Below are 21231 nucleotides of genomic sequence, written 5' to 3'. Positions count from 1 at the left end.
GCCGGGCTCCCCGAGCCCGGCCGGCCCACTGTGGTGACCGGGCGGCGTACCGTCAGCCCTCCCCCACCGGGTGGCCGTCGGCGTCGGTGCGGTCCGCCTGCGGGGCGAACGCGCTCAGGAAGGCGTCGTACCAGCCGTCCGGCCGCCGGGTGAGGACGGCCCCGTCCTGCCAGGTGCCGTTGTCCGGCCACCACCGGCTCCCGTACGGGTCGCCCTGGTTGCGGTGGACGTCGTGCATCCCCGGGCCCCGCTCGGAGGCCGCCCCGAAGACCAGGACCTCACGGCCCGGCACCAGGAGGGCCTCCAGGGCCGCGGCGGCCCCGGATCCGGAACCGGGAACCCACGGGTGCGGCGGGCTCAGCCGGTCCCGCAGGTTCCGCAGCCAGGCGGGCAGCCGGGCCGGCCGGTCCGCGAGGGCCGGGTGGCGCAGGTGGTCGAGGGCGCCCGAGCCGGAGTACGGCGACAGCTCGTGGTAGCCGGGGCCCATGGCCGGCACCGGGTCGAGGACCGAGGCGGCCAGCCGGAGCGTCTTCCACCGGACGCCCGCCCCTTCGCCGCCCGCGCCGTCCAGGCCGACGGAGCAGCGGTGGCGGCCGGCGGGCGCGTCCACCTCCAGGCAGACGTGGAGCCGGTGCCCCGTGGTCTCGGGGCGGTCGCGGAAGTGGCGGTGCAGGGTCCCCGCGAGCACGCCGTAGGAGTCGAGCGGCATGCGGCCAGTCAACCACCGGGCCGGGGACGGGCCCGGCAGCGGGGTCAGTTCGGGCAGTCGGTGTCCCGGGCCGGGCGGGTGCCGGTGGTCAGGAAGCGGGTGACGGCCGCGTCGCCGCAGGCGTTGCCGTTGCCGAGGTAGACACCGTGGCCGCCCTGCTCGACCGTGACCATCACCGCCCGCTTCCCCAGCGCCTGGCGCATCTTCAGGCTCCCGGAGTGCGGCGTCGCGGGGTCCTTGCGGCTCTGGATCATGAGGATGTCCGACGGGCCGCGGTCGGTGATCCGGACCGGCGGCGTGGTGGGCGGGGTCTTCCAGAAGGAGCAGGGGGTGACGTTGACGGGCATGCCCGCCGTCAGGGGGTGACGGGCGCGGTCCTCGTCGACGGCGCGCTGCTGGTCGGCGGCGGACGGCAGGGGCCAGGCGACGTCGTTGCAGATGACCGCGGCCGTCTGCGAGGCGTCCTGGTCGCGCAGCGGCTGGGCCAGCTCGGGCGGGAGGACCGGCGTGGCCTGCGGGTCCCGCAGAGTGAGCAGGAGCCGGGCGAGGCCGGGGAAGGCGGAGTCCCCGTAGAGCGCGTTCTGGAGGGCCTGGCGCAGGCCGTTGCCGGTCAGGGGCACACCCGGGGTGGTGGAGGGGCGCGGGGCGCGGTCCAGGGAGTCGGCGAGGGAGAGCACGAGCGGCTCCACCTCCTCGGGGCTCCGCGCCAGGCGCAGGCCCTGGCCGTCCCGGTCGGGGTGGGCGGCCCAGGCGGCGAAGTCGGGGAAGCGGTCGTCGGCGCCCTCGCCCATGTTGGCGAGCCAGCCCCGGGCGACCCGCCGCGGGTCGGGGTCTCCGCTGCTGTCGAGGACCCAGCGGTCGGTGCGACCGGGGTGGGTCTGCGCGTACACGGCGCCCACATAGGTGCCGTACGAGACGCCCCAGGCGGAGATCCGGCGCTCGCCGAGCGCCGCGCGCAGGCGGTCCATGTCGCGGACCTGGTTGGCGGTGGTGAAGCTGCGCAGGACGGCGCCGCCGTTCGCGGCGCAGGCCTCGGCGACGCGCTGGGAGCGTGCGAGGTTGCCGGTGACGTCGCCGCCCGGGCCCGGCCAGGAGCGCAGGGTGGTGAGGTGGCGGTCCTCGGGGGCGAGGCCGCAGCTCGCCGTGGTGCTGCCGCCGACGCCGCGCGGGTCGAGGGCGACGAGGTCGTAGGCGCCGGCGAGCTGCTTCTGGAGGGCGGCGCCCTTCTGCGTCAGGCGCTGGACGCCGGAGCCGCCGGGACCGCCGGGGATGACGACGAGGGTGCCCCGGCGGGCCTCGGGGCGGTCGCTGCGGATGCGGGAGACGGCCACGCTGATCTGCGGGCCGGCCGGGTCGGCGTAGTCGAGCGGGACGGGGAGGTCGGCGCACTCCTGGATGGCGGGGCCGCCCGGCTTGGCGCAGGGGCGCCAGTCGAGGCGGGGTGCGGAGGTGCCGGAGCGGCCGGGCTCCGCCGGTGCCGCCGACGCGGCGGGGACGGCGGCCGCGGTCAGGGCGGTCGCGGTGGCGAGGGCGAGCAGGAGCGGCGTGGTCCGGTGATTCGTCATGGCGCAAGCCTCGTCGGCCCGCGCCACGCGCCCCATCCGGGAGCCCGGTGGCCGCCCGGTGGGGTTAACCCCCGTGGAGGGAGGGGGTGTTGCAGCAGGCGTCGCGGTGCATCTGGCGCAGGACCGGCTGCCAGGCGGCCGGGGTGGCGGCGGGGGGCTCGGGGAAGGCGGCCTCCAGGGCGGCGCGTTCGTACAGGGTTCCGGCGCGCAGGACGGCGCGGACGCGGACCAGGTCGGCGAAGTCGGTGAAGGGGTCGCCGTCGACGAGGGTGAGGTCGGCGTACTTCCCGGGTTCGACGGTGCCGAGGTGGGCGTCGGCGCCGAAGACGCGGGCCGGGGTGCGGGTGGCGGTGGTGAGGGCCTCGGCCGGGGACAGGCCGTAGCGGTGCAGGGCGCGCAGGGCGAGGTGGAGGTGGAGGCCGACGGGGGTGAGCGGGGCGTCGGTGCCCAGGGCGACGCGTCCGCCGCCGTCCAGGACGGACCGGTAGACGCCGATCTCCCGCTCCAGGGCGGCGAGTTGTTCGGCGGTGGGCGGCTGTCCGGCCGCCGCCCGGATCGCGGGCAGGTCCCAGGGCGGCATCAGGGCGGTGACGCGGCGGTCGGCGGCGAGGGAGGGGTCGGCGCCGATCAGGGGGAAGGCCGTGAAGGGGGTGGCGATCAGGTCGAAGCGGCCGTGCGCGTAGACCTCCAGCGTGTCCTCTTCGGTGTGGCCGCCGGGGGTGGCGCCGTGGCCGTACTCGGCGCGTTCGGTGGCGATCAGATGGGTGGTCAGGTCCTGGCCGGACTGGATGCCGGGGGCGCACAGGTGGCTGCCGGCCAGGACGCCGAGCCGTTCGTGGGCGAAGCGGGCCGCCTGCTCCATGGCGGCGTAGGGGGCGCGGACGTAGGTCTTGACGAAGTCCCAGTCCAGGGCTGCGGCCCGGGCCAGCGAGCGGGTCAGGCCCTCGGGGGTGCGGTGGGCGCGGCCCATGCTGTAGGCGACGCGGGAGCCGTCGAGGAGCTCCCCGCCGGCCAGCAGCCGGGGCGCGGCGAGCAGCCCGGCCCGGACGTCCTCGCGCAGGCGGGCCTGTTCGTAGGCGGAGCCGCCGAGGGAGACGGCGGTGGTGACCCCGTAGGCGAGGTGCAGGACGCCCTGGCGGGCCCCGTAGGTGTACGGGTACGGGTGGACGTGGGAGTCCCACAGGCCGGGCAGGACGGTGCCCCGCGAGGCGTCGACGGTGCGGGCGGTCCGGCGGCCGGGGCGGTGGGGTTCGACGGCGGTGACCCGGCCGCCGCTGACGAGGACGTCGACGTCGGCGCGGGGCGGGGTGCCGGTGCCGTCCCACAGCAGGCCGGCGTGGACGACGGTGTCCACGGGCGCGGGCCGGCGGTGGGTGAGGGCGACGGGGACCGTGCGCGGGGCTCCGGCCGGGGCGCCGGCGGCGTCGAGGGGGAGCAGGCGCAGGCGGCCGGCGGACTGGTAGAGCAGGGTGCGGGAGTCCCCGGACCAGGAGGGGTGGTCGGCGCTCTCGTCGGTGAGGCGGCGAGACTCCCCCGTCGGGGTGCCGTCGGGTGCGACGGGCAGCAGCCACAGGGCGGACTCGCTGACGCAGGCCAGGAAGCGGCCGTCGGGGGACCAGACGGGGCCGGAGGCGTAGCGGTCGGAGAGGGAGGCGTGCGGGGCGAGGGCGTGCAGGCGGGCGGTGCCGGTGGCGGTGTCGACGATCCGGATCAGGTTGTAGCCCTCGCGGAAGCGGCGGCTGAGCCGGTTGCGGTCGCAGAGCGCGAGGAAGCGGCCGTCGGGCGACCAGCTGGGCGGGCTGGGCAGTCCGCCGCCGCCGAGGGCGGTGACGAGGGGGGTCTCGTCGCCGGTGGCGAGGGAGCGGACGAGGAGGCGGCCGGAGAGGTCGAGGGCGGCCAGGCGGGTGCCGTCCGGGGAGAGGGAGCCGTAGACCCGGCCGGGCGGGGACAGGACGCTCTCCCGGCCGTCGGCGAGTTCGCGGCGGCGTACGGTGTTGAGCCCGTCGCGGTCGTCGGTGTAGAGCAGGGCGCGCCCGTCGGGGCTCCACACCGGGTTCTGGGGGTAGGCGGTGGTCTTGGCCTGGACGAGCCTGCGCGGGGCTCCCCCGGTGACGTCGGCGACCCAGAGGGCGCCGAGGGCGGCGAAGGCCACGCGGCGGCCGTCGGGCGAGAGGGCGGGCAGGTGGATCCCGCGTACGGGCAGGGGCCGTTCGGCCTCCAGGGCGTACTCCTTGACCCGGTAGCGGGGGCGGGCCACCTCCAGGGTGGCGTCGAGGGGGATCTCCTCGCCGGTGCGGTCGAGGTGCGGGCGCAGGATGCGGAACCGCCCGTCGAGGGTGACCAGGAGGCGGTCGTCGCCGAGCCAGCGCGGGGGCGCCGGGGCGAGGTCTCCGTCGAGGGCGACGGGACGGCCGTCGGCCCAGAGGGTCAGGTGCTCGGCCTTGCGGGGGCCGGGGGTGGCGCACAGCCAGGCGGTGCGTCCGGCCGGGGAGAGGGCGGGGGCCAGCAGGCCGCCCTCGGTGGCGGTGTGTTCGGTGCGGACGGGGCCGGTGCCGTCGGCGGCCGCCGAGGCCAGGGTCCGCGCGGTGAGGGTCTCACCCGTGAGGGCGGCGCGGACGAACAGCACGCGGGAGCCGTCGGGGGTGAAGACGGGGTCGAAGTCCTCCCAGGCGCCGCCCTGGTCGGGGCCGTCCTGCCCGGGGACGCCGGTGAGGCGGCGCAGGCCGCCGTCCCCGAGGGCCACGGTCCAGATCCGGTACGGGCTGCCCGCCACGGGGTCGCCGCCGCGTTCGGAGCAGAAGGCGAGGGTGCGGCCGTCGGGCGACCAGGCGGGGGCGCGGTGGTCGAAGGGGCCGTCGGTGAGCCGGCGCAGTCCGCTGCCGTCGGCGCGCATCACCCAGATGTGGAAGTTCCCGCCCCGGTAGGCGCTCACGGCGACGCGGCCGCCGTCCGGGGAGAGCACGGGGCGGCCGGGTTCCAGGTCGGGCGGGGTGAGCCGGGCCGCCGGGGAGCCGTCGGGCGGCAGCGACCACAGGACGCCCTGGACCTCGGCGATCACCCGGTCCCCCGCGGCGGTGGCGGTGGCCGCGCCGTTGGTCGTACGGGTGAACCGCAGCCGCAGGGGCGCCGCCGGTTCCGCGGGGGCCGGGCCGGGTGCCGGCGCTCCCGCCGCCCCGGCCGGTCGGTGTCCGAGGAGCGCCGCCAGCGCCCCCGCCGAAGCCGCCCCCAGTACCGTCCTGCGCGCCATCCGCATCGCGAACGCCCCTCCCGTCCCCCGGTCCCGCCCGCCGGTCCCGTCGGACGGTCGAACGACCCGGCCCCGGCCGGGGCAACGGGCCCGGACACGGGCTCACCCCGGCGGGCCCACCGGCCGCCGGGGTGAGGATACGCAGGGGGCGGGGCGTCAGGAGATGCGCATATTGGCCATCATGCCCATGGCGCCGTGGTCGAACAGGTGGCAGTGGTACACGTAGGTGCCCCGGTATCCGGTGAAGGTGGCCTGGAGCTTGACGGTCTCGCCCGGCTTGAGCGGGACGGTGTCCTTGAGGCCGGTCTCGGGGCCGGAGGTGACCGGCTGGCCGTTGCGCTCCAGCACCCGGAACTGGACCAGGTGCATGTGGAAGTTGTGCGGGGCGATCTTGTTGGAGTTGTGCACGGTCCAGATCTCGGTGGCCCCGTAGGCGATCTCGGTGTCGATCCGGTCCATGTCGTACGTCTTGCCGTTGATGTACGCGCTGCCGCCGGGGGCCTCGTCCATCCGCATGTCGAACTCGCGGTTGACGGTGGCCGTGCCCAGCTCGGGCAGGGTGCGCAGGCGCTCCGGCACGGAGCTGTGGTCCGGGGCGGTGCGGGTGACGCGGAACTGGAGGACCTGGCCGACCACGTCCGCCGACTCGAAGGGGGCGATGTCCTTGTTGCGGAGCTCGATGACGGTGCCGACCGGGTAGCGGGAGAAGTCGATGACCACGTCGGCGCGCTCGCCGGGGCTGATCTTGACGACGTTCGTGCGGTACGGGGCGGGCAGCAGGCCGCCGTCGGTGCCGATCTGCACGAGCTCGGAGTCGTCGGCCAGCGACAGGTCGAAGAAGCGCTGGTTGGAGGTGTTGGTGAGGCGGAAGCGGTACTTGCGGGACGCCACCTCGAAGTAGGGCCAGGCCCTGCCGTTGGCGAGGATCACGTTGCGCATCTTGAAGTCGCCCATGGCGTAGACGAGTTCACCGTTCTCCAGGAAGCGCGCGTCGCGCAGCGAGATCGGCACGTCGTACTGGCCCGCGGGCAGGGGCAGCCGGCGCTCGACGTCGTCGGTGAGGATGTAGGTGCCCGTCATCCCCCGGAAGACGTTCTCCGACTCCATGTGGTGGGCGTGGTCGTGGAACCACAGGTTCGCGTGCGGCTGGGTGTTGGGGTACGTGTACGTCTTGGTGCCGCCGCCGGAGGGGATCAGGTCCATCGGGGAGCCGTCGCTGTCCTGCGGGACGTGGGCGCCGTGGAGGTGGATCGAGGTGGGGACGGCGAGGTTGTTGATCTGCTTGATCACCACGCGGCGGTTGGACTCCGCCTTGATGACCGGGCCCGGGAAGGAGCCGTTGAAGGTGCGCAGCGGGGTGCGCAGCCCCGGCACGATCTCCTTCACGGCCTCCTTGAGGGTCAGGCGGTAGTAGCTGGTGCTGCCGGTGTTGAGGTAGGGCGTCAGGACCGGGGGCAGTGGCATCTTCTGTATGAACTTGGTTATGCCGGCGGCGTCGAGCTCGGCCGCCGCGGCGCGGGCGGGCTCCTTCGCGGTGGCGTTCACGACGGGCAGCAGCATGCCGCCGGTGCCGACGATGCTGGTGGCGGCCACGCCTGCCTTGAGTGCGGTCCGTCGAGTGATCACTGTTCCCCCGTGGGTACTGGCCCGGCGCCTCGTGTGCCGGTCGGTCGGGTGGGCGCACGCGCGTGCGCGGTGCTGGACGAGGAGAGCCTGCGCGAGGCCGGTGGTGCCGCGCTGGTGCGGCTGTGGAGGAGCCGTGAAGGGCTGACCCGAACGGGCGACTTCGCGGTGTGTCTCGGGCGTGGTGGGCGTACACGGGACCAACGTGGCGCCCTGGCCGGGGATATTGGATGAATAGCACCGTCCACGTGCTCTGCCAGGCTTTTTGACGGTTCATCACAGTGGAGGCAATGCGTGATGCGCACACGGTCCGTGCTGACGGCCACCGCCCTGCTCACGACGCTGCTGCAGGCGGCGGACGGGACGGCGGGGGCGGCCGCCGCGGGCGGGCCCCCCGACCGGGCCGGGCGGTGGGCCGCCCCGGACCGCCAGGCGGGCCACGAGACGGCCCTGGCCGGGATCAGGGGCGGCGGGAACGCGGCGGCCCAGGAGTTCAGCACCGGCGCCGCCCGGCTGGACCGGGTGAGCCTCTACCTGAGCAGCGGGGCGGCGACCGGGAAGGTGCGGGTGCAGGTCCGTACCGTGCGGGACGACCCCGGTTCCGCGGTCGCGGACGCCGCCGTCGACCTGGCCTCGCTGGGCGGGCCGGGCGCGGGCTGGGTGGAGGTCCCGCTGGCGGCCGCCGTCCGGCCGGGCGCCCGCTACTGGCTGTTCGCCCAGGCCACGACGGCCGAGAACAAGCCGGTCGTCTGGTACGGATCGCGCGGGGCCGCGGCGGGGACCCCGGCCGGCGCGATGTACGAGGAGTCCGGCGGCGGCTGGCGGGAGGGCGACGGACGGTTCGCGTTCTACGTGAACCCGTCGGGTCCGGAGCGGTGCGGGGAGGTGGAGGCCTGTTACGTCCCGGCCTCGCTGAAGCCGGCCCGGACGGCGGGGCTGCTGTCCGACCCGGGCGGGGCGGTGGAGGCGGTCGACCCGGCCTTCGCCGTCGGCGCCCGCTACGTGCCGGGCAGCAACGTGCTGGAGCTGCCGTCCGGGCGGTGGCGCTACCTGCCGGCGGGCGCGGCGAAGTCCCGGTTGGTCGCGGCGGACGACCCGGGGGCCCTCGCGCAGATCGCCGAGTCCCGGCGCTGGCTGGCCTCGGGCACGGTCCCGGGCGGTCAGGGGACCCGGCGCGAGGGGGCCGAGCGGGCACTGCTGTCGATGCGGGCGCTGTTGCGGCCCAACGGGGCCTTCGCGGCGGCCTGGTATCCGTTCTGGGACTTCTCCTGGCCCCGGGACTCGGCCTTCGCGGCGGCGGCGTTCGCGCACACGGGCCATGACGAGGAGGCGTACCGGATCCTGCGGTACAACGCCGGGACCCAGCGGCCGGACGGCACCTGGGAGGCCCGGACCCGCCTCGACGGGTCGGGGCCGCCGGACGACCGGCGGTGGCAGCTCGACGCCGACGGGTGGGTGCCCTGGGCCGCCTGGCAGTGGTACCGGACGGCGCCCGAGGCGGGCCGGGCGGAGCGGCTGCGGGCCCTGTACCCGGCGCTGGCGAAGGCGGCCGACTACACCGCGGGCTCACTGGACGCGGAGGGGCTGCCGCCCGCCTCGCCCGACTACTGGGAGCTGCCCACCGCGACCGCCAACATCGGCACCGCCGCCCCGCTGCTGGCCGGACTGAACGCCGCCAGCGACCTCGCCCGGGAGCTCGGCCGGGACGCGGACGCCGGGCGCTGGGCGCGGGCCGCCGGGCGGCTGGAGGCGGGCATCGCGAAGCGGTTCGCCCCGCTGGGCTACGCGCGGACGGTCGACGGGCTGCACGGGCGGGACAGCGCGGCGGCGTTCATGGCGCCGCCGTTCAACACGGCGCCCGCCGGGCTGCCCCGGGCACTCGACGACACCTACCGGGAGCTGCGGCGGTCCAACGGCGGGCTGGTGCCCGGCAGCGACCCCGGCGCTCCCTGGGGGAACGTCTCCTGGACGGCGAGCACCTCGTTCTTCGCCCTGGCCTGGACCTCCTCGGGCGAGCGGGCGAAGGGCGGCGCGGTGCTCGACTGGGTGCTGGCCCAGCGCAACCTGCTCGGGGAGCTGCCGGAGACGGTGGACGCCCAGGGGCGGCCGAAGGCGGTCGTCCCGCTCGGCTGGACGGACGCGCTGGTGCTGCTGACCCTCGCCGCGCAGGAGGGCCGGGGGGCGCAGACCCCGCCGGAGGCGCGTACTTGACCCGTGGGTACAGAATCAGATTGAATCGTGATCATGGGAAGGCCGAAGCAGTTCGATCCTGATGCCGCCGTCGAGCAGGCCATGCAGGTGTTCTGGCGGCAGGGTTACGCCGCCACCACCCCGCAGGACCTGGTCGACGCGCTCGGCATCGGCAAGGGCAGCCTGTACCACGCCTTCGGCAGCAAGCACGCCCTCTTCGAGCTGGCCCTGCGGCGCTACCGCGACGGCCAGGCGGAAGCCGTGATCGAACTGCTCGGCGGGGACGGGCCCGTGAAGGAGCGGCTGCGGGCCGCCCTGCTGATGCTCGTCGAGATGGACCTCGGCGATCCGGACCGGCGCGGCTGCATGGCGGTGAACACCGCCGCGGAGCTGGCGGCGGCCGACGAGGTGGCCTCCGAGCTGGTGCGGCGGATGTTCGACCGTACGGAGGAGGCCCTGCGGGCGCTGGTCGAGGAGGGCCGGCGCTCCGGGGAGATCCCGGCGGAGCGGAACGCCCGCGCCGTCGGGAGCATGCTGCTGAGCACGGCCGTCGGGCTGCGCCTGCTGGCGCGCGTCGCCGAGGGGCCCGAACGCCTCGCACTGGTGGTCGAGGCCACCGTCGACTCCCTGTAGCCCCCGCTCACCCCGCCCGGCCCCGCCCCGAGTGGGGCGGCTCCGGCATGCCCATGTTTTGTACCTGTAGCTCAAGAACTGGGGAACTCATGAAGCTCGGACTGCACGACAAGACCGCCGTCGTCACCGGCGCCGGCCGGGGCATAGGCCTCGCCACGGTGCGGCTGCTGGTGGAGGAGGGCGTGCGCGTGGTCGGCGCCGCCCGTACGGTCACACCGGAACTCGCCGCCACCGGCGCCCTGGGGGTCCGCGCCGACCTCGCCACCGCCGCCGGGGTGGCCGCCCTCGCCGACGCCGCCCACGCCGAACTGGGCGGCGTCGACCTGCTCGTGAACAACGTGGGCGGCGGCGACCCGGAGAGCGGGCTCACCGGCTTCCTGGACACCGACGACGCCCAGTGGGCGCGGTACATGGACCTCAACCTGATGAGCGCGGTGCGCCTGACCCGCGCGGTCCTGCCGGGACTCGCCGCACGCCGGGGGGCCGTCGTCAACGTCTCCTCGGTCTGCTCCCGCCTGCCCGCGACCGGACCCGTGGCCTACAGCGCGGCCAAGGCGGCGCTGGGGGCGGTGACCAAGTCCCTCGCCGAGGAGTTCGGCCCCCGGGGCGTCCGCGTCAACACCGTCTCCCCCGGCCCGGCCCGGACGGCGGTCTGGGAGGACCCGCAGAACTTCGGGGGCCTGGTGGCGGAGGCCGCCGGGGTCGGGCACGCGGACCTGCTGGAGGGGCTGCCGGAACGGTTCGGCCTCACCACCGGCCGGCTGACGGAGCCACGCGAGGTGGCCTCCGTCATCGTCTTCCTGCTCTCCGGCGCGGCGGGCAACGTCACGGGCGCCGACTACGTCGTCGACGGCGGGATGGTCAAGACGGTCTGACCGCCCGCACACGAGGGCCGGGGCCCGGGACGATGTCGTCCCGGGCCCCGGCGTGATGGGGTGGCCTCCGGTCAGGAGGTGTAGTAGAGCCACCACTTGTAGCTCTCGTAGGAGCAGTGCCAGCTCTTGTAGTGGCCCGACCGGCCGGCCGATTCACAGGCGCCCCTGCTGGAGTAGGGGCCCTTCTTCCCGGAGGAGCGGTGGTCCACGACGGAGGCGGCCGAGGACGCCTCGTGCTGCGGCGCCGCCAGCGCCACCGGGCCGGAGAGGATCACACCCGCGGCCACGAGTGCGACCGGTGCGATCCGGGAGAGCTTCTTCGCGTTCATTTCGGGTTCCTTCTTCCTGTCGGTCCGGGGCCCGTTCGAGCTCCGGACCATCAACGTACGGACGCCCGTGTCCCGGGCACATGGTCCCCAGGTCCCGCTCAGGTCCCGGCCGTGCGCGGGAGCACCGCCCTGACGACGGTCCCGGCGCCCGAGCTGACCAGGGCGAAGGTGCCGCCCAGCTCCTCGGCGCGCTCCGCCATCGAGCGCAGGCCCACACCGCCGTCGCCGCAGGCTCCCTCGGGGACGCCGGTGCCGTCGTCGCGCACCTCCACCGTCACCGCCTCCGGGGTCAGCACCACCGCCGCGTGCGCGTGCCCGGCCCGGGCGTGCCGGACCACGTTGTTCAGGGCCTCCGCCGCGATCCGGTACAGGGCCACCTCCACCGCGGCCGGCAGCCCCGGGAAGGGCTCGGGGGCGAGGCTGACGGTGATGCGCAGGGTGCGGCCCAGGTGTTCGGCGAGCTGGCGCAGGGCGCGCGGCAGATCGGCGCCGTCCAGGGCGGCGGGGGCCAGGCCCCCGGTGATGTGGCGCAGTTCGTCGATGGCCCGGCCGATGCCCTCGGAGACGGTGGCCAGGGAGGCGGTGGCGCGCCCGCCGGGCGGTAGGCCCGTCCGGGCCGCGTCGACCTGGAGGCGCAGCCCGGACAGGGCCGGCCCCAGGCCGTCGTGGAGGTCGTGGCGCAGCCTGCGCCGCTCCTCCTCGCGGGCCAGGACGATCTGTTCGCGGCTGGACTGGAGCTCCTCGTACAGCTGGAGCGAGGCGACGGCCGGGGCGCTGTGCCCGGCCAGGATCCGCACGGCCTCGCGGTCCTGCTGGTCGAGGGCGAGCTCCCCGGCGCGGGGCGGGACGTAGAGGTGGCCGATGGCGTTGCCCCGGTGGACCAGGGGGAAGGCCTCGTCGAGGCCGCCCGGCGTGCCCAGGCGGACCAGTTCGCGGTCGCCGTGGCGGGTGTGGACCACCAGGCGGGCGGCCGGCAGCCGGAGGGTGCGCACGACCGTGTCGCACAGCAGCCGGGGCATCTCGCCGGGATCGAGGGCCTGGCCGAGGCGGTCGGCGAGGGCGCGCACGGCCTGGTAGGGCTGGGCCCGTTCGCCGTAGTAGTAGCGGTCCACGAGCCGGGCGGACCAGCGGGCGGTCGGCCGCAGCAGGGCGCCCACCAGCAGCGTGAGGCAGGCCATCAGCCCGGCCTCGGGGCTGAGCGAGCCGGGGGCGAAGTAGTCGAGGACGAAGGCGCCGCCCGCGTAGGCCATGAAGAAGGCGAAGGTGAGGACGAAGGCGGTCAGGATCCGGCGCCCCGCGCGGTCCAGGGCCCAGGTCCGGTCCCGGACGTGCACGTAGCCCACGGTGGCCGGCCAGGAGGCGGCGGCGAGGTAGACGAGGACCACCTCGAAGCCCATCGGGGGGTCGCCGTACTCGTTGAGCCCGATCACCACGAGCCACAGCACGTACGGCACCGCCAGGATCGCGTACGGGCGCTCGGACTTCGGGGCGCGGGGCCAGCGGATGAGCATGATGAGGATCCCGGCGCCCGCGATGACCGGCGGGACCCAGCGGGCGGCGGTGTCCATCCACGGGGTGAGCATGAACTCCAGGTCGGACCAGGCGGAGTGGGCGAGGGGGCTGGGGACCCCGTAGTAGACGAAGCCGGTGTGGGTGAAGGCGTGGTACTGCTGGAGGGCGCTGAAGAGGGCGGTGAACGTCACGTACGGCGGCCCCCAGCCCCGGGGGAAGCGGCCGGTCGGCAGCCACAGCGGCATCGGGTAGATGATGCTGTTGATCAGCGTGAAGGCGACCATCACCAGGACGAACACGGCGGTGAGCACACCCGGGCCGGCGCCCCAGACCACGGCGATCAGCGGGACCACCTGGGCCAGGGTCAGCAGGCAGCCCGAGCAGAGCATCAGGGCGCCCAGTACGCGCGCGGTGCGGCGGGCCGCGAAGACCATGCCGGTCAGGGCGATGCCCAGGCCCACGAGGACGTGGTCGGCGGCCAGGTGCAGCCTGAGGTGCTCCAGGGCGGGGTGGTCCAGGTGGGTGAGGGTGACCGCGCCCCAGGTGAGCGCGGAGATCATGGTGAGGACGCAGACGGTGTACGCGGGCAGCATTTCGGGCCCCGAGCGGGGCGTGCTCGCCGTGGTCCGGTTCGCTGTGCGCATGTCGGCCTCCCCGGCCGCTCGGTGCGTTGGTTTCCAGCCTGGTGCGCCCCGGGTCCCGGGCGCATGGGGTGATCGTCCCGGTTCCCGGTTCCCGGTTCCCGGTCCGGGCCCTCCGGCGCGGCCCCGGCTACGGGACCGCGCCGGGGGTCAGCCGTCCTCGCCCAGGCCCGCGTCCCGGGCGCGGGCGACGGCCTCGGCCCGGGAGGTGACCTGGAGCTTGTCGAAGACGTGGGTGATGTGGTTGCGGACCGTCTTCTCGGAGAGGACCAGTTCGCGGGCGATGCGCCGGTTGTCGTGGCCCCGGGCGATCAGTTCGAGCACCTCGACCTCGCGGGAGGTCAGGGCCGGGAAGAGCTGCCCCGCGTCACGCCGGTGACCGCCCGCCAGGAGGGCGGAGAGCCGGGCGGCGATCTCCGAGCCGAAGACGGCGCCGCCCGCCGCGACCGTGCGCAGGGCGTGCAGGACCTCCTCGGAGCCCGCGCCCTTGACCACGTAGCCGCGGGCTCCCGCCTGGAGGGCGGCGAGGAGGCTGCCGTCGTCGTCGGACATGGTGAGCATGAGGACCGGCAGTCCGGGGTGGCTGGCCGCGAGGCGGCGGGTGGCCTCGATCCCCGACAGGTCGGGCAGGGACAGGTCCATCACGACGACGTCGGGGCGGTGGGCGTCGACCGCGCCGGGGACCTGGCCGCCCGTCTCGGCCTCCGCGACGACGAGGGCTCCGCCGGTGCTCTCCAGGGCGGCCCGCAGGCCCTCGCGGAAGAGGGGATGGTCGTCGACGATCAAGACGCGGGGGATGGTGCGGTCGTCTTCGTACACGCATCGACACTAGCAGTCACTGCACGATCACTCATGGTAAGGGGGCGGGTGCCGGGCGGGGTGGGACCCGGTGGGGGTTCCTGCCTCAGGCACCCGGGGCTCGGGCACGCCCATCGTGGGCGGCATGCCTGCCGACGTTCCCCTTGTCCGTATCGACCGGTCCCTGCTCCTCGGCCCGGCGCACGTCCGCGTGCAGCTGCGGTGCGGGGCGGGCACCGCCGGTGAACTGACCGGGGTCCTGGGGGAGCTGAACCCCCGCCGGATCGCCCTGGTCACCGACCCCGGCCTGCCCCGGGCGCACGCCGCGCACGTACTGCGGCTGCTCGGTGCGGCCGCGCCGACGGCGGTCCTGTGGCCCCAGCTGCCCACGGGCGGGGGCGCGGGCCTGCCGGCCGTACCGGACGACGCGCTCGTCGTGGCGTTCGGCGGCAGCCGGGTGATGGCCGCCGCCGGCCGGGCGCTGCGCGCCGACGGTACGCGGCCGCCGCTGGTCCGCCTCCCCACGACGCTGCGCGCCATGTCCGACAGCGCCCTGTCGGTGGCGGACGGGACGGGCGGGCCGGGCGCGGCCCCGCTGCTGGTGCGGATCCAGGCGGAGTTCCTGGACACCCTGCCGCCGCGCGCCCTGCGGGCCGGGCTGAGCCCGCTGCTGCGGACCGTGCTGGCCGTGGTGCCGGGATCCGCCGCGCGGGTGGCCGCCCGGCTGCGGCCCGGTGGCGGCTACGGCCCCGAGGTCCTCCTCTCGTTCGTATCGCTGTGCGTGGAGGCCCGTTCGGCCCTCTGCCTCCACGACCCGCTGGAGCGCGGTCCGGCCGCCGCGTTCCGTTACGGGGAGGGCGTGGCCCGGGCCGTGGCGGGGCTGAGCCCCGGGATCCCGTACGGGGAGGCCCTCGCGGCGGGCCTGCGGGCCTCGGCGGCCGTCGCCCGCGCGCTCGGTCTGCTGAGCGCCGCCGACGAGGCCGCGCACGAGGACCTCCTCGCCCGCGCGGGCGCCGCCCGGACCCTGCCCGGGGGGATCGAGCCGGGGCGGGTGGCCGCCGCCGTGACGGGGGGCGGGCGGTCGGCGCCGATGGTGCTGCTGCGCGGGCCGGGCGAGCCGTACGCCCACGGGGGCGGCCTGTTCACCGAGGTCGGCGCGGACCTGCTGCACGAGGCGCTGGCCGCACTGGCCCCGGCCCGGCGGGTCCCGGGACCGGACCGGGACCGCGAGCGGATCGCGGCCCCGCGCGGCCGGGACGGCGGGCGCACCAGGCTGGGCGGTGCGTCCGCGTCCAGGGCGGACGGAGCGTCCGCACCCCTGGCGGACGGAACGTCCACACCCCTGGCGGACAGAGCGTCCGCACCCTTTCCGAGGCTGTGATCACCATGAACCGCTTCCTGGGCCACTTCGGCTTCCGGCTCCCCTCCCACCGGCTGCGTGCCGCCGCCGCGCTCCTGGACCCCGCACCCGGCGGGGCGTGCGTGAACCGGGGCGAGGGGTGGGGGCTGGCGGCACGCCGGACGTGCTCCCGGGACGGGATCACCGCCGTCCTCGACGGCACGGTCGACAACGGGCTCGCCCTGTTCACCCGGCTGGAGGTGCGCGGCCGCGGGGTCGCCGACCGCGACGGGCCGGCCGTGGTGCGGGCCGCCTACGAGGTGGACGGCGCGGAGTTCGCCCGGCACGTCGAGGGCGACTTCGCGGCGGCCGTGGTCGACGCGCGGGGCGCGCCGGTGCTGGTGCTGGCCTGCGACGCGGCGGGCACCGTGCCGGTGTACTACCACTGGGACGCCGGGCGGGGCCGGCTGTGCTTCGCCCCGGACGTGCCGGCCCTGCTCGCGCTGCTGCCGGACCCGCCGGGGCTGTGGGAGCCCGGGCCGGACGCGTACCTGGCGACCGGCGGGCCGCTCGACGGGCACACCCTGATCGACGGGGTGCGGGTGCTGCCGCCCGGGACGACCGCGGTCTGCTCGCGGCGCGGGGGCCTGCGCCTGCTGCCCGGGGCGGGGGCCGGGCCGGGCGCGGAGTCCGGGCCGGGGCGGGGCTCCGGGGTGCGTGAGCGGGCGGTGGATCAGGTGCGGCGGCGCTCGGGCGGGCCGGGGCCGGTCTGCCTGCTCGGTTCCGGCGGGCCGGGGTTCGCGCTGGCGGAGGGGCTCGCGGCGGTGGCGCGGCCCGGGCTGGCGTCCGTCGGCGCGCCGGAGGGCCGGGGCGGCGGGGCCCGGGCGGGGCGGGTCGCGGAGCCGGCGGCGGAACTGGTGGCGGAGCTGGTCTGGCGGACGGGACTGCCCGACGCCGATCCGGCCGTACTGTCCGGGGCCGCGCTGTTCGGGGCGGCGCGGGAGGCGGGCTTCGCCGCCGCGCTGGCCACGGACCCGCTGGACGAGCTCGCCCGGGCCCGCCGCCGGGTCGGGGAGGCCGTCGCCGACGGTTCGCCGGCCCGGTACGCCGAGGCGCTCGCCGTGGTCCCCGCCGGCCTGCGGGAGCGGCTCTACTCCCGCGACTACGGCGCGTACCTCGCCGACCGGGGCGACGCCGGGCAGGCCCTGGCCGGGCGGCTGGACGGGGCGTGCGGGGAGGGGGGCCGGGCCGCGCTGCGGGGCGTGCTGACCGGCTTCGAGCTGGAGGTGCTGCTGCCCGCCCGGGGGCTGCGCCGGCTGGCACACCTGAGCGCGGCCCACGGGGTCCGGGCCCGGCTGCCACTGTCGCCGCACCTGGCCTGGGAGGCCTTGGCCGAGCCCCGTGCCGCCGTCGGACGGGCGGGGGTGTGGCGTCCGTTCACCGCGCCGCCGGTGCTGGAGGGCGCGCTGGGCGCCCTCGTCCGGGACGTGCTCTCCCCCGGCCGCCTGGCCGCCTCCGGGGTGTTCGACCCGGCGGCCGTGGGGCGGTTGCTGCACGCGCACTCCGCCCGTCCGTCCGGCCGGCTCGCGGGCGCCGTCTGGGCCCTGCTGGTGTTCGAGCTGTGGCGGGAGGAGTTCGCGGTCGCGGTACGCCGCCCGGTGCGGCCGGAGGGCCCGCTGACGCTCACCCTGGCGGCGGCCCGACGGCCAGTCGCAGCGGCGGCCGGGACGGGGCGGGCGGCAGCCGCAGCGGCCGCAGCCCCGGGGTGAGGGAGCCCAGCACCCGGGGCCCCCGGGCCCCGGTGCAGGCGGGGGCGTTGCCGGGCAGGCCGTGCAGGGTGAGGAAGCCGAGGACGGCGAAGGCGTACGCCTCCTTGGCGGCGGCGGGCAGGCCGAGCGCGCCGGAGTCCAGCAGGGCGGTGTCCGGGGGCAGTTCCTCGCGGAGCATCCGCATGAGGACGGCGTTGCGGGTGCCGCCGCCGGAGGCGATGACCTCGGTGACGCGCAGCGGGCGCAGGGCGTCGGCGATCGTGCGGGCGGTGAGCCGGGTGAGGGTGGCGAGGAGGTCCTGCGGGGCGAGGGGGCCGAGGCCGTCGAGGGCGGCGTGCAGGTGGCCGGGGTGGAAGAGCTCCTTGCCGGTGGTCTTGGGGGCGGGCAGCCGGTAGTACGGCTCGGCCAGCAGACGCCGCAGGAGCGGCTCGTGGACCCGGCCGGCGCCGGCGAGGGCGCCGTCCTCGTCGTATCCGAGCCGCCCGGCGGTGAGTTCGCGGACGGCGGCGTCGAGGAGGGCGTTGCCGGGGCCGGTGTCGAAGGCCGCCGGCGGGCCGGCCGGGGGCAGGGCGGTGACGTTGGCGATCCCGCCGATGTTCAGCGCGGCGGGGGCTCCGGGCCGGCTGCGCAGCAGCATCAGGTCGATCAGGCTGACGAGGGGGGCGCCCTGGCCTCCGGCCGCGATGTCGCGGGGCCGGAAGTCGGAGACCACGGGGCGTCCGGTGGCCTCGGCGATCCAGGCGGGGCGGCCCAGCTGGAGGGTGCCGTGCACGCGGCCTCCGGTGCTCCAGTGGTAGACGGTCTGGCCGTGGGAGGCGATCAGGGCGGCGCGGCCCCCGCACAGTTCGCGGTCGGCGCGGGCGGCGAGCTGCGCGAAGGCCCGGCCGATCAGGGTGTCGAGGCGGCACACGTCGGCCAGCGCGGTGGGCGCGGGCGGCAGGGCCGCCGCGAGCGCGGCCCGCAGGGTGTCCTCGTAGGGGGCGCTGACCATGCCGAGCGGGACCAGGCGCAGGGTCTCGCCGCCGTCCTCGAGGGTGAGCCGGGCCGCCGCCGCGTCGACGGCGTCACAGGAGGTGCCCGACATCAGGCCGATCACCCTCACCGCAGGGCCCGCCGGTGGTCGTCGCCCCGCAGGCCGGCCAGGGCGAGGGCGCTGAGGGCGCAGGCGCCGGCGGCGTAGTGGGCGGGGACGTCGCCGCTGCCCGTGCCGGCGGTCAGGGCGGTGATGACCAGGCCGGCGCAGCCGGAGAACACCGCGTTGGCGAGGGCGTACGCGAGGCCGAGCCCGGTGCAGCGGACCTGCGCGGGGAACATCTCCGCGAGCATCGCGGGCCCCGGCCCGGCGAGCAGCCCGACGGCGGCGCCCGCGCCGCACACGGCGGCGGCCTTGGCGGGGGCGGGCATGGCGGGGTCCTGGAGGAGGTGCAGGAGCGGCAGGGCGAGGAAGGTGACGGCGAGGGCCCCGCCGAGCATGACGGGGCGGCGGCCGACCCGGTCGCTGAGGATCCCGGCGGGCAGGATCGTGGCGGCGAAGCCGAGGTTGGCGAGGGCGGTGGCCGTGAGGGCCTCGCGCGGGGTGGCGCCGAGGGTGGCCTGGAGGTAGGAGGGCAGCACGACGAGGAAGGTGTACCCGGCGGCGGACCAGCCCATGATCCTCCCGATCCCGAGGAGGACGGTCCGGGCGGTCGCCCGGCTTCCCGGGCCGCCTTCGCCCGTGCGGCGGCTCGCGGCCCCGGTCTCCGGGAGGCCGCGCCGCAGCTTCAGGGCCGTCAGGCCCAGGGGCAGGGCCAGGAGGAACGGGATCCGCCAGCCCCAGGACGTCAGGGCCCGCGGAGTGAGGAGCCAGGCGAGGAGGGCGGCGGTGGCCGCGCCGGCGAGGAGGCCGAGGGCGACGGTGAGGGACTGCCAGGCGCCGTGGCGGCCGCGCCGGCCCGGCGGCGCCTGCTCGGTCATCAGGGCCACCGCGCCGCCGAACTCCCCTCCCGCGCTCAGCCCCTGCACGGCCCGCAGCAGGGTGAGCAGCCAGGGCGCGGCGGCTCCGGCCGTGGCCCGGGTGGGGAGCAGGCCGATGAGGGTGGTGGCGAGGGTCATCAGGCCGACGACGAGGATCAGGGTGGGGCGGCGGCCGATCCGGTCGCCGAGCCGGCCGAAGAGCAGGGCGCCCGCGGGGCGGAGGAAGAAGGCGACCGCGAAGGAGGCGTACACGGCGAGCAGCGGTCCGGCGCCCGCCGGGCCCGTCCGGGGGGCGGGGGTGAAGAAGAGGTCGGCGAGGACGGTGGCGAAGCAGCCGTAGACCCCGAACTCGTACCACTCGACGAAGTTCCCGGCGGCGCCCGCGAGCAGCACCCGGCGCGCCGGCGGGGCCGGCGGCGCGGCGGGGTGCCGCCCCAGGTCGGTCACGTGGTGGGGTCGAGGCGGGAGGCGGCGGCGTCGGTGCGGGGGGCGGCGGGCGCGGCGGCGGGGGTCAGGGCGCTGCCGGCCAGCCAGGTGCGCCAGTCCACGTTCCAGTCGCCGAAGCCGTTGTCGAAGGGGGACATCCGGTCGCCGCCGCTGTTGACCACCTCGACGATATCCCCCTCGCGGACGGTCTCGTAGAACCAGGCGGCGTCCTCGGTGGACATGCCGGTGCAGCCGTGGCTGACGTTCTCCTCGCCCTGCGCCTCGACCGACCAGGGAGCGGCGTGGACGTACTCGCCGCTCCAGGTGACCCGGGTCGCGTAGAGGACGGGCAGGTCGTAGAACTCCTTGGTGCCCTTCCGGATGCCGACGCTGTCCCCGCGCATGCGGACCTTGGCCTCCTTGCCCAGGACGACCTTGATGCCGCTGCGGGTCAGGAAGCCCGCCTTGCCGGTGGTGACCGGGATGGTGCGGATGACCCGGCCGTTGCGGCGGACGGTCATCTCGTGGGCGGCGGAGTCGGTGACGGCCTCGATCCGGTCGGCGACGGTGAACTCCAGGGGTTCGGAGGGCCCCCCGTAGCCGTGCTCGCCGAGGGCGAGGCCGTCGAGGCCGCTGCGGACGCGGACGACGGTGTGGGCGGGCCAGTAGGTGCGGGGCCGGAAGTGCAGGGTGGCGTCGTCGACCCAGTGCCAGGCCCCCTCGACGTGGGGTTCGGAGGTGACCTGGAGGGCCTGTTCCACGCGGGCGCGGGTCTCGGGGGCGTCGGCGGGCACGGGGTGGCTGAGTTCGGCGGTGACGATCTCCCCGGCTCCGTACGTGCCGGGGCGGGGCCCGAACTCGGCGGTGAGGCGGCCCCCTTCGGTGGTGGGGCGGGCGGTGCGGAAGGCGAGGGTCACCCCGACCGGGGTGCCGTCGCCGTCCTGGGCGCCGACCTGGAGGGTGTAGGCCTCCCCCGCGCGCAGGGGTTCGGTGTTGTGCCAGCGGCCGGTGTCGGGGGCGAGTTCGCCGGCGAGCCGCCGGCCGTGGCCGTCGCGTACGGTCACGTCGGTGAGGCGGCCCGCCTCGGCGCGGGCGAGGGCAATCTCCAGGGGTCCGCCGGCGGCGGTGGGGAGCGTGCCGGTGCCGGCGAGGGACGGGTTCCACAGGAGGGCCGCGGCTCCGTGGGCGGTGGCCAGGACGCGCTGTTCCCGCCAGGCGCCGCAGGGGCCGCTGGCGAAGGCGGGGGCGGCGCACCAGCGGGCGGCGGGGGCGCGGCCGCGGTCCAGGGCCCGTGGGTCCAGGGCCCGTCCGACGAGCAGGGTGACCGCCGCGTCCCGCGCGCCGGGGGCGTCCGGGCCCTGCGGGGTGCCGGCTCCCGTGGTACGGCCGGGTGCTGCGGCGACGGCCAGCAGGGCTCCCGTCACCGCGGCCGCCGTGCTCCACGCCTTCGTCCGCGATGTGGCCACGCGGCCCTCCCAGTTGTCGTGCGTCCGGATGGGAGCATCAAAGGCGACGAGAAGCCGAACCGATGATCGTAAGCGCGGTCCTGCGGCCGAACGGGCGCCGCAAGTGAACCCGGACGGAGCAGGGGGGCGGAGCGGAACGGGCCGGTCCCCCGTCCC

The 21231-nt window shown here is 76.6% G+C and carries 15 protein-coding genes; 5 read left to right on the top strand and 10 right to left on the bottom strand.

Annotated features, from left to right (window positions below; all coding sequences use genetic code 11):
- Window positions 1-52: 52 nt before the first annotated feature.
- The 4 genes from ABT403_RS36175 to ABT403_RS36160 all read right to left on the bottom strand — a co-directional run bounded on the left by ABT403_RS36175 (window position 53) and on the right by ABT403_RS36160 (window position 7114).
- Window positions 53-709 (bottom strand): DUF2278 family protein, encoded by a 657-nt coding sequence (locus tag ABT403_RS36175; protein ID WP_344158179.1) that lies wholly within the window; start codon window positions 707-709, stop codon window positions 53-55.
- Between the two features lie 44 nt (window positions 710-753).
- Window positions 754-2274 carry an alpha/beta hydrolase gene (locus ABT403_RS36170; RefSeq protein WP_344158176.1) on the bottom strand — a complete coding sequence of 507 codons (1521 nt, stop codon included), beginning with the start codon at window positions 2272-2274 and terminating at the stop codon, window positions 754-756.
- 64 nt (window positions 2275-2338) lie between these two features.
- The gene (locus tag ABT403_RS36165; RefSeq protein WP_344158173.1) at window positions 2339-5521 is read right to left on the bottom strand and encodes an amidohydrolase family protein; all 3183 of its coding nucleotides are present in this window, start codon (window positions 5519-5521) and stop codon (window positions 2339-2341) included.
- A 156-nt stretch (window positions 5522-5677) separates the two neighbouring features.
- Complete coding sequence (locus ABT403_RS36160) at window positions 5678-7114, bottom strand: multicopper oxidase family protein (protein WP_344158170.1); 1437 nt, start codon at window positions 7112-7114, stop codon at window positions 5678-5680.
- Between the two features lie 327 nt (window positions 7115-7441).
- On the opposite strand from ABT403_RS36160, the gene ABT403_RS36155 reads away from it, so the two are divergent.
- The 3 genes from ABT403_RS36155 (at window position 7442) to ABT403_RS36145 (ending at window position 10842) form a co-directional block, all read left to right on the top strand.
- On the top strand, window positions 7442-9355 hold the full coding sequence (locus tag ABT403_RS36155; RefSeq protein ID WP_344158167.1) for a choice-of-anchor R domain-containing protein: 1914 nt from the start codon (window positions 7442-7444) through the stop codon (window positions 9353-9355).
- Between the two features lie 33 nt (window positions 9356-9388).
- On the top strand, window positions 9389-9967 hold the full coding sequence (locus ABT403_RS36150; RefSeq protein ID WP_344158164.1) for a TetR/AcrR family transcriptional regulator: 579 nt from the start codon (window positions 9389-9391) through the stop codon (window positions 9965-9967).
- A gap of 89 nt (window positions 9968-10056) precedes the next feature.
- Window positions 10057-10842: an oxidoreductase gene (locus ABT403_RS36145; protein WP_344158161.1), complete on the top strand. Its 786-nt coding sequence runs from the start codon at window positions 10057-10059 to the stop codon at window positions 10840-10842.
- A gap of 71 nt (window positions 10843-10913) precedes the next feature.
- Here ABT403_RS36145 and ABT403_RS36140 read toward each other — a convergent pair whose 3' ends face one another.
- The 3 genes from ABT403_RS36140 to ABT403_RS36130 all read right to left on the bottom strand — a co-directional run bounded on the left by ABT403_RS36140 (window position 10914) and on the right by ABT403_RS36130 (window position 14143).
- Entirely contained in the window at window positions 10914-11171 is a 258-nt protein-coding gene (locus ABT403_RS36140) for a hypothetical protein (protein ID WP_344158159.1), read from the bottom strand.
- Window positions 11172-11269: 98 nt separating this feature from the next.
- On the bottom strand, window positions 11270-13327 hold the full coding sequence (locus ABT403_RS36135) for a sensor histidine kinase (RefSeq protein WP_344158156.1): 2058 nt from the start codon (window positions 13325-13327) through the stop codon (window positions 11270-11272).
- A gap of 147 nt (window positions 13328-13474) precedes the next feature.
- Window positions 13475-14143 (bottom strand): response regulator transcription factor, encoded by a 669-nt coding sequence (locus ABT403_RS36130; protein ID WP_344158153.1) that lies wholly within the window; start codon window positions 14141-14143, stop codon window positions 13475-13477.
- A gap of 124 nt (window positions 14144-14267) precedes the next feature.
- Between ABT403_RS36130 and ABT403_RS36125 the strand changes: the two genes are divergently transcribed.
- Together ABT403_RS36125 and ABT403_RS36120 are read left to right on the top strand one after the other, a co-directional pair.
- Window positions 14268-15503, top strand: a complete 1236-nt coding sequence (locus tag ABT403_RS36125; RefSeq protein WP_344158149.1) for a dehydroquinate synthase/iron-containing alcohol dehydrogenase family protein — start codon at window positions 14268-14270, stop codon at window positions 15501-15503.
- 5 nt (window positions 15504-15508) lie between these two features.
- Window positions 15509-17230, top strand: a complete 1722-nt coding sequence (locus ABT403_RS36120) for an asparagine synthetase B family protein (protein ID WP_344158964.1) — start codon at window positions 15509-15511, stop codon at window positions 17228-17230.
- Here ABT403_RS36120 and ABT403_RS36115 read toward each other — a convergent pair.
- The 3 genes from ABT403_RS36115 to ABT403_RS36105 are packed head-to-tail and all read right to left on the bottom strand — an operon-like array spanning window position 17145 to window position 21075.
- On the bottom strand, window positions 17145-18332 hold the full coding sequence (locus tag ABT403_RS36115) for an anhydro-N-acetylmuramic acid kinase (protein ID WP_344158146.1): 1188 nt from the start codon (window positions 18330-18332) through the stop codon (window positions 17145-17147). The two genes, ABT403_RS36120 and ABT403_RS36115, sit on opposite strands and share 86 nt — an antisense overlap.
- The gene (locus tag ABT403_RS36110; RefSeq protein ID WP_344158143.1) at window positions 18329-19630 is read right to left on the bottom strand and encodes an MFS transporter; all 1302 of its coding nucleotides are present in this window, start codon (window positions 19628-19630) and stop codon (window positions 18329-18331) included. Before ABT403_RS36110 ends, ABT403_RS36115 begins: the two co-directional genes overlap by 4 nt.
- Window positions 19627-21075: a L,D-transpeptidase gene (locus ABT403_RS36105; RefSeq protein ID WP_344158140.1), complete on the bottom strand. Its 1449-nt coding sequence runs from the start codon at window positions 21073-21075 to the stop codon at window positions 19627-19629. The genes ABT403_RS36110 and ABT403_RS36105 overlap by 4 nt, the downstream gene beginning before the upstream one ends.
- Between the last annotated feature and the right edge of the window lie 156 nt (window positions 21076-21231).

Origin of the sequence: Streptomyces sp. NPDC000075, from assembly GCF_040301925.1 — a bacterium.
GTDB classification, from domain to species: Bacteria; Actinomycetota; Actinomycetes; order Streptomycetales; family Streptomycetaceae; genus Streptomyces; species Streptomyces polychromogenes.
This window is presented reverse-complemented; position numbering and strand designations above follow the sequence as displayed.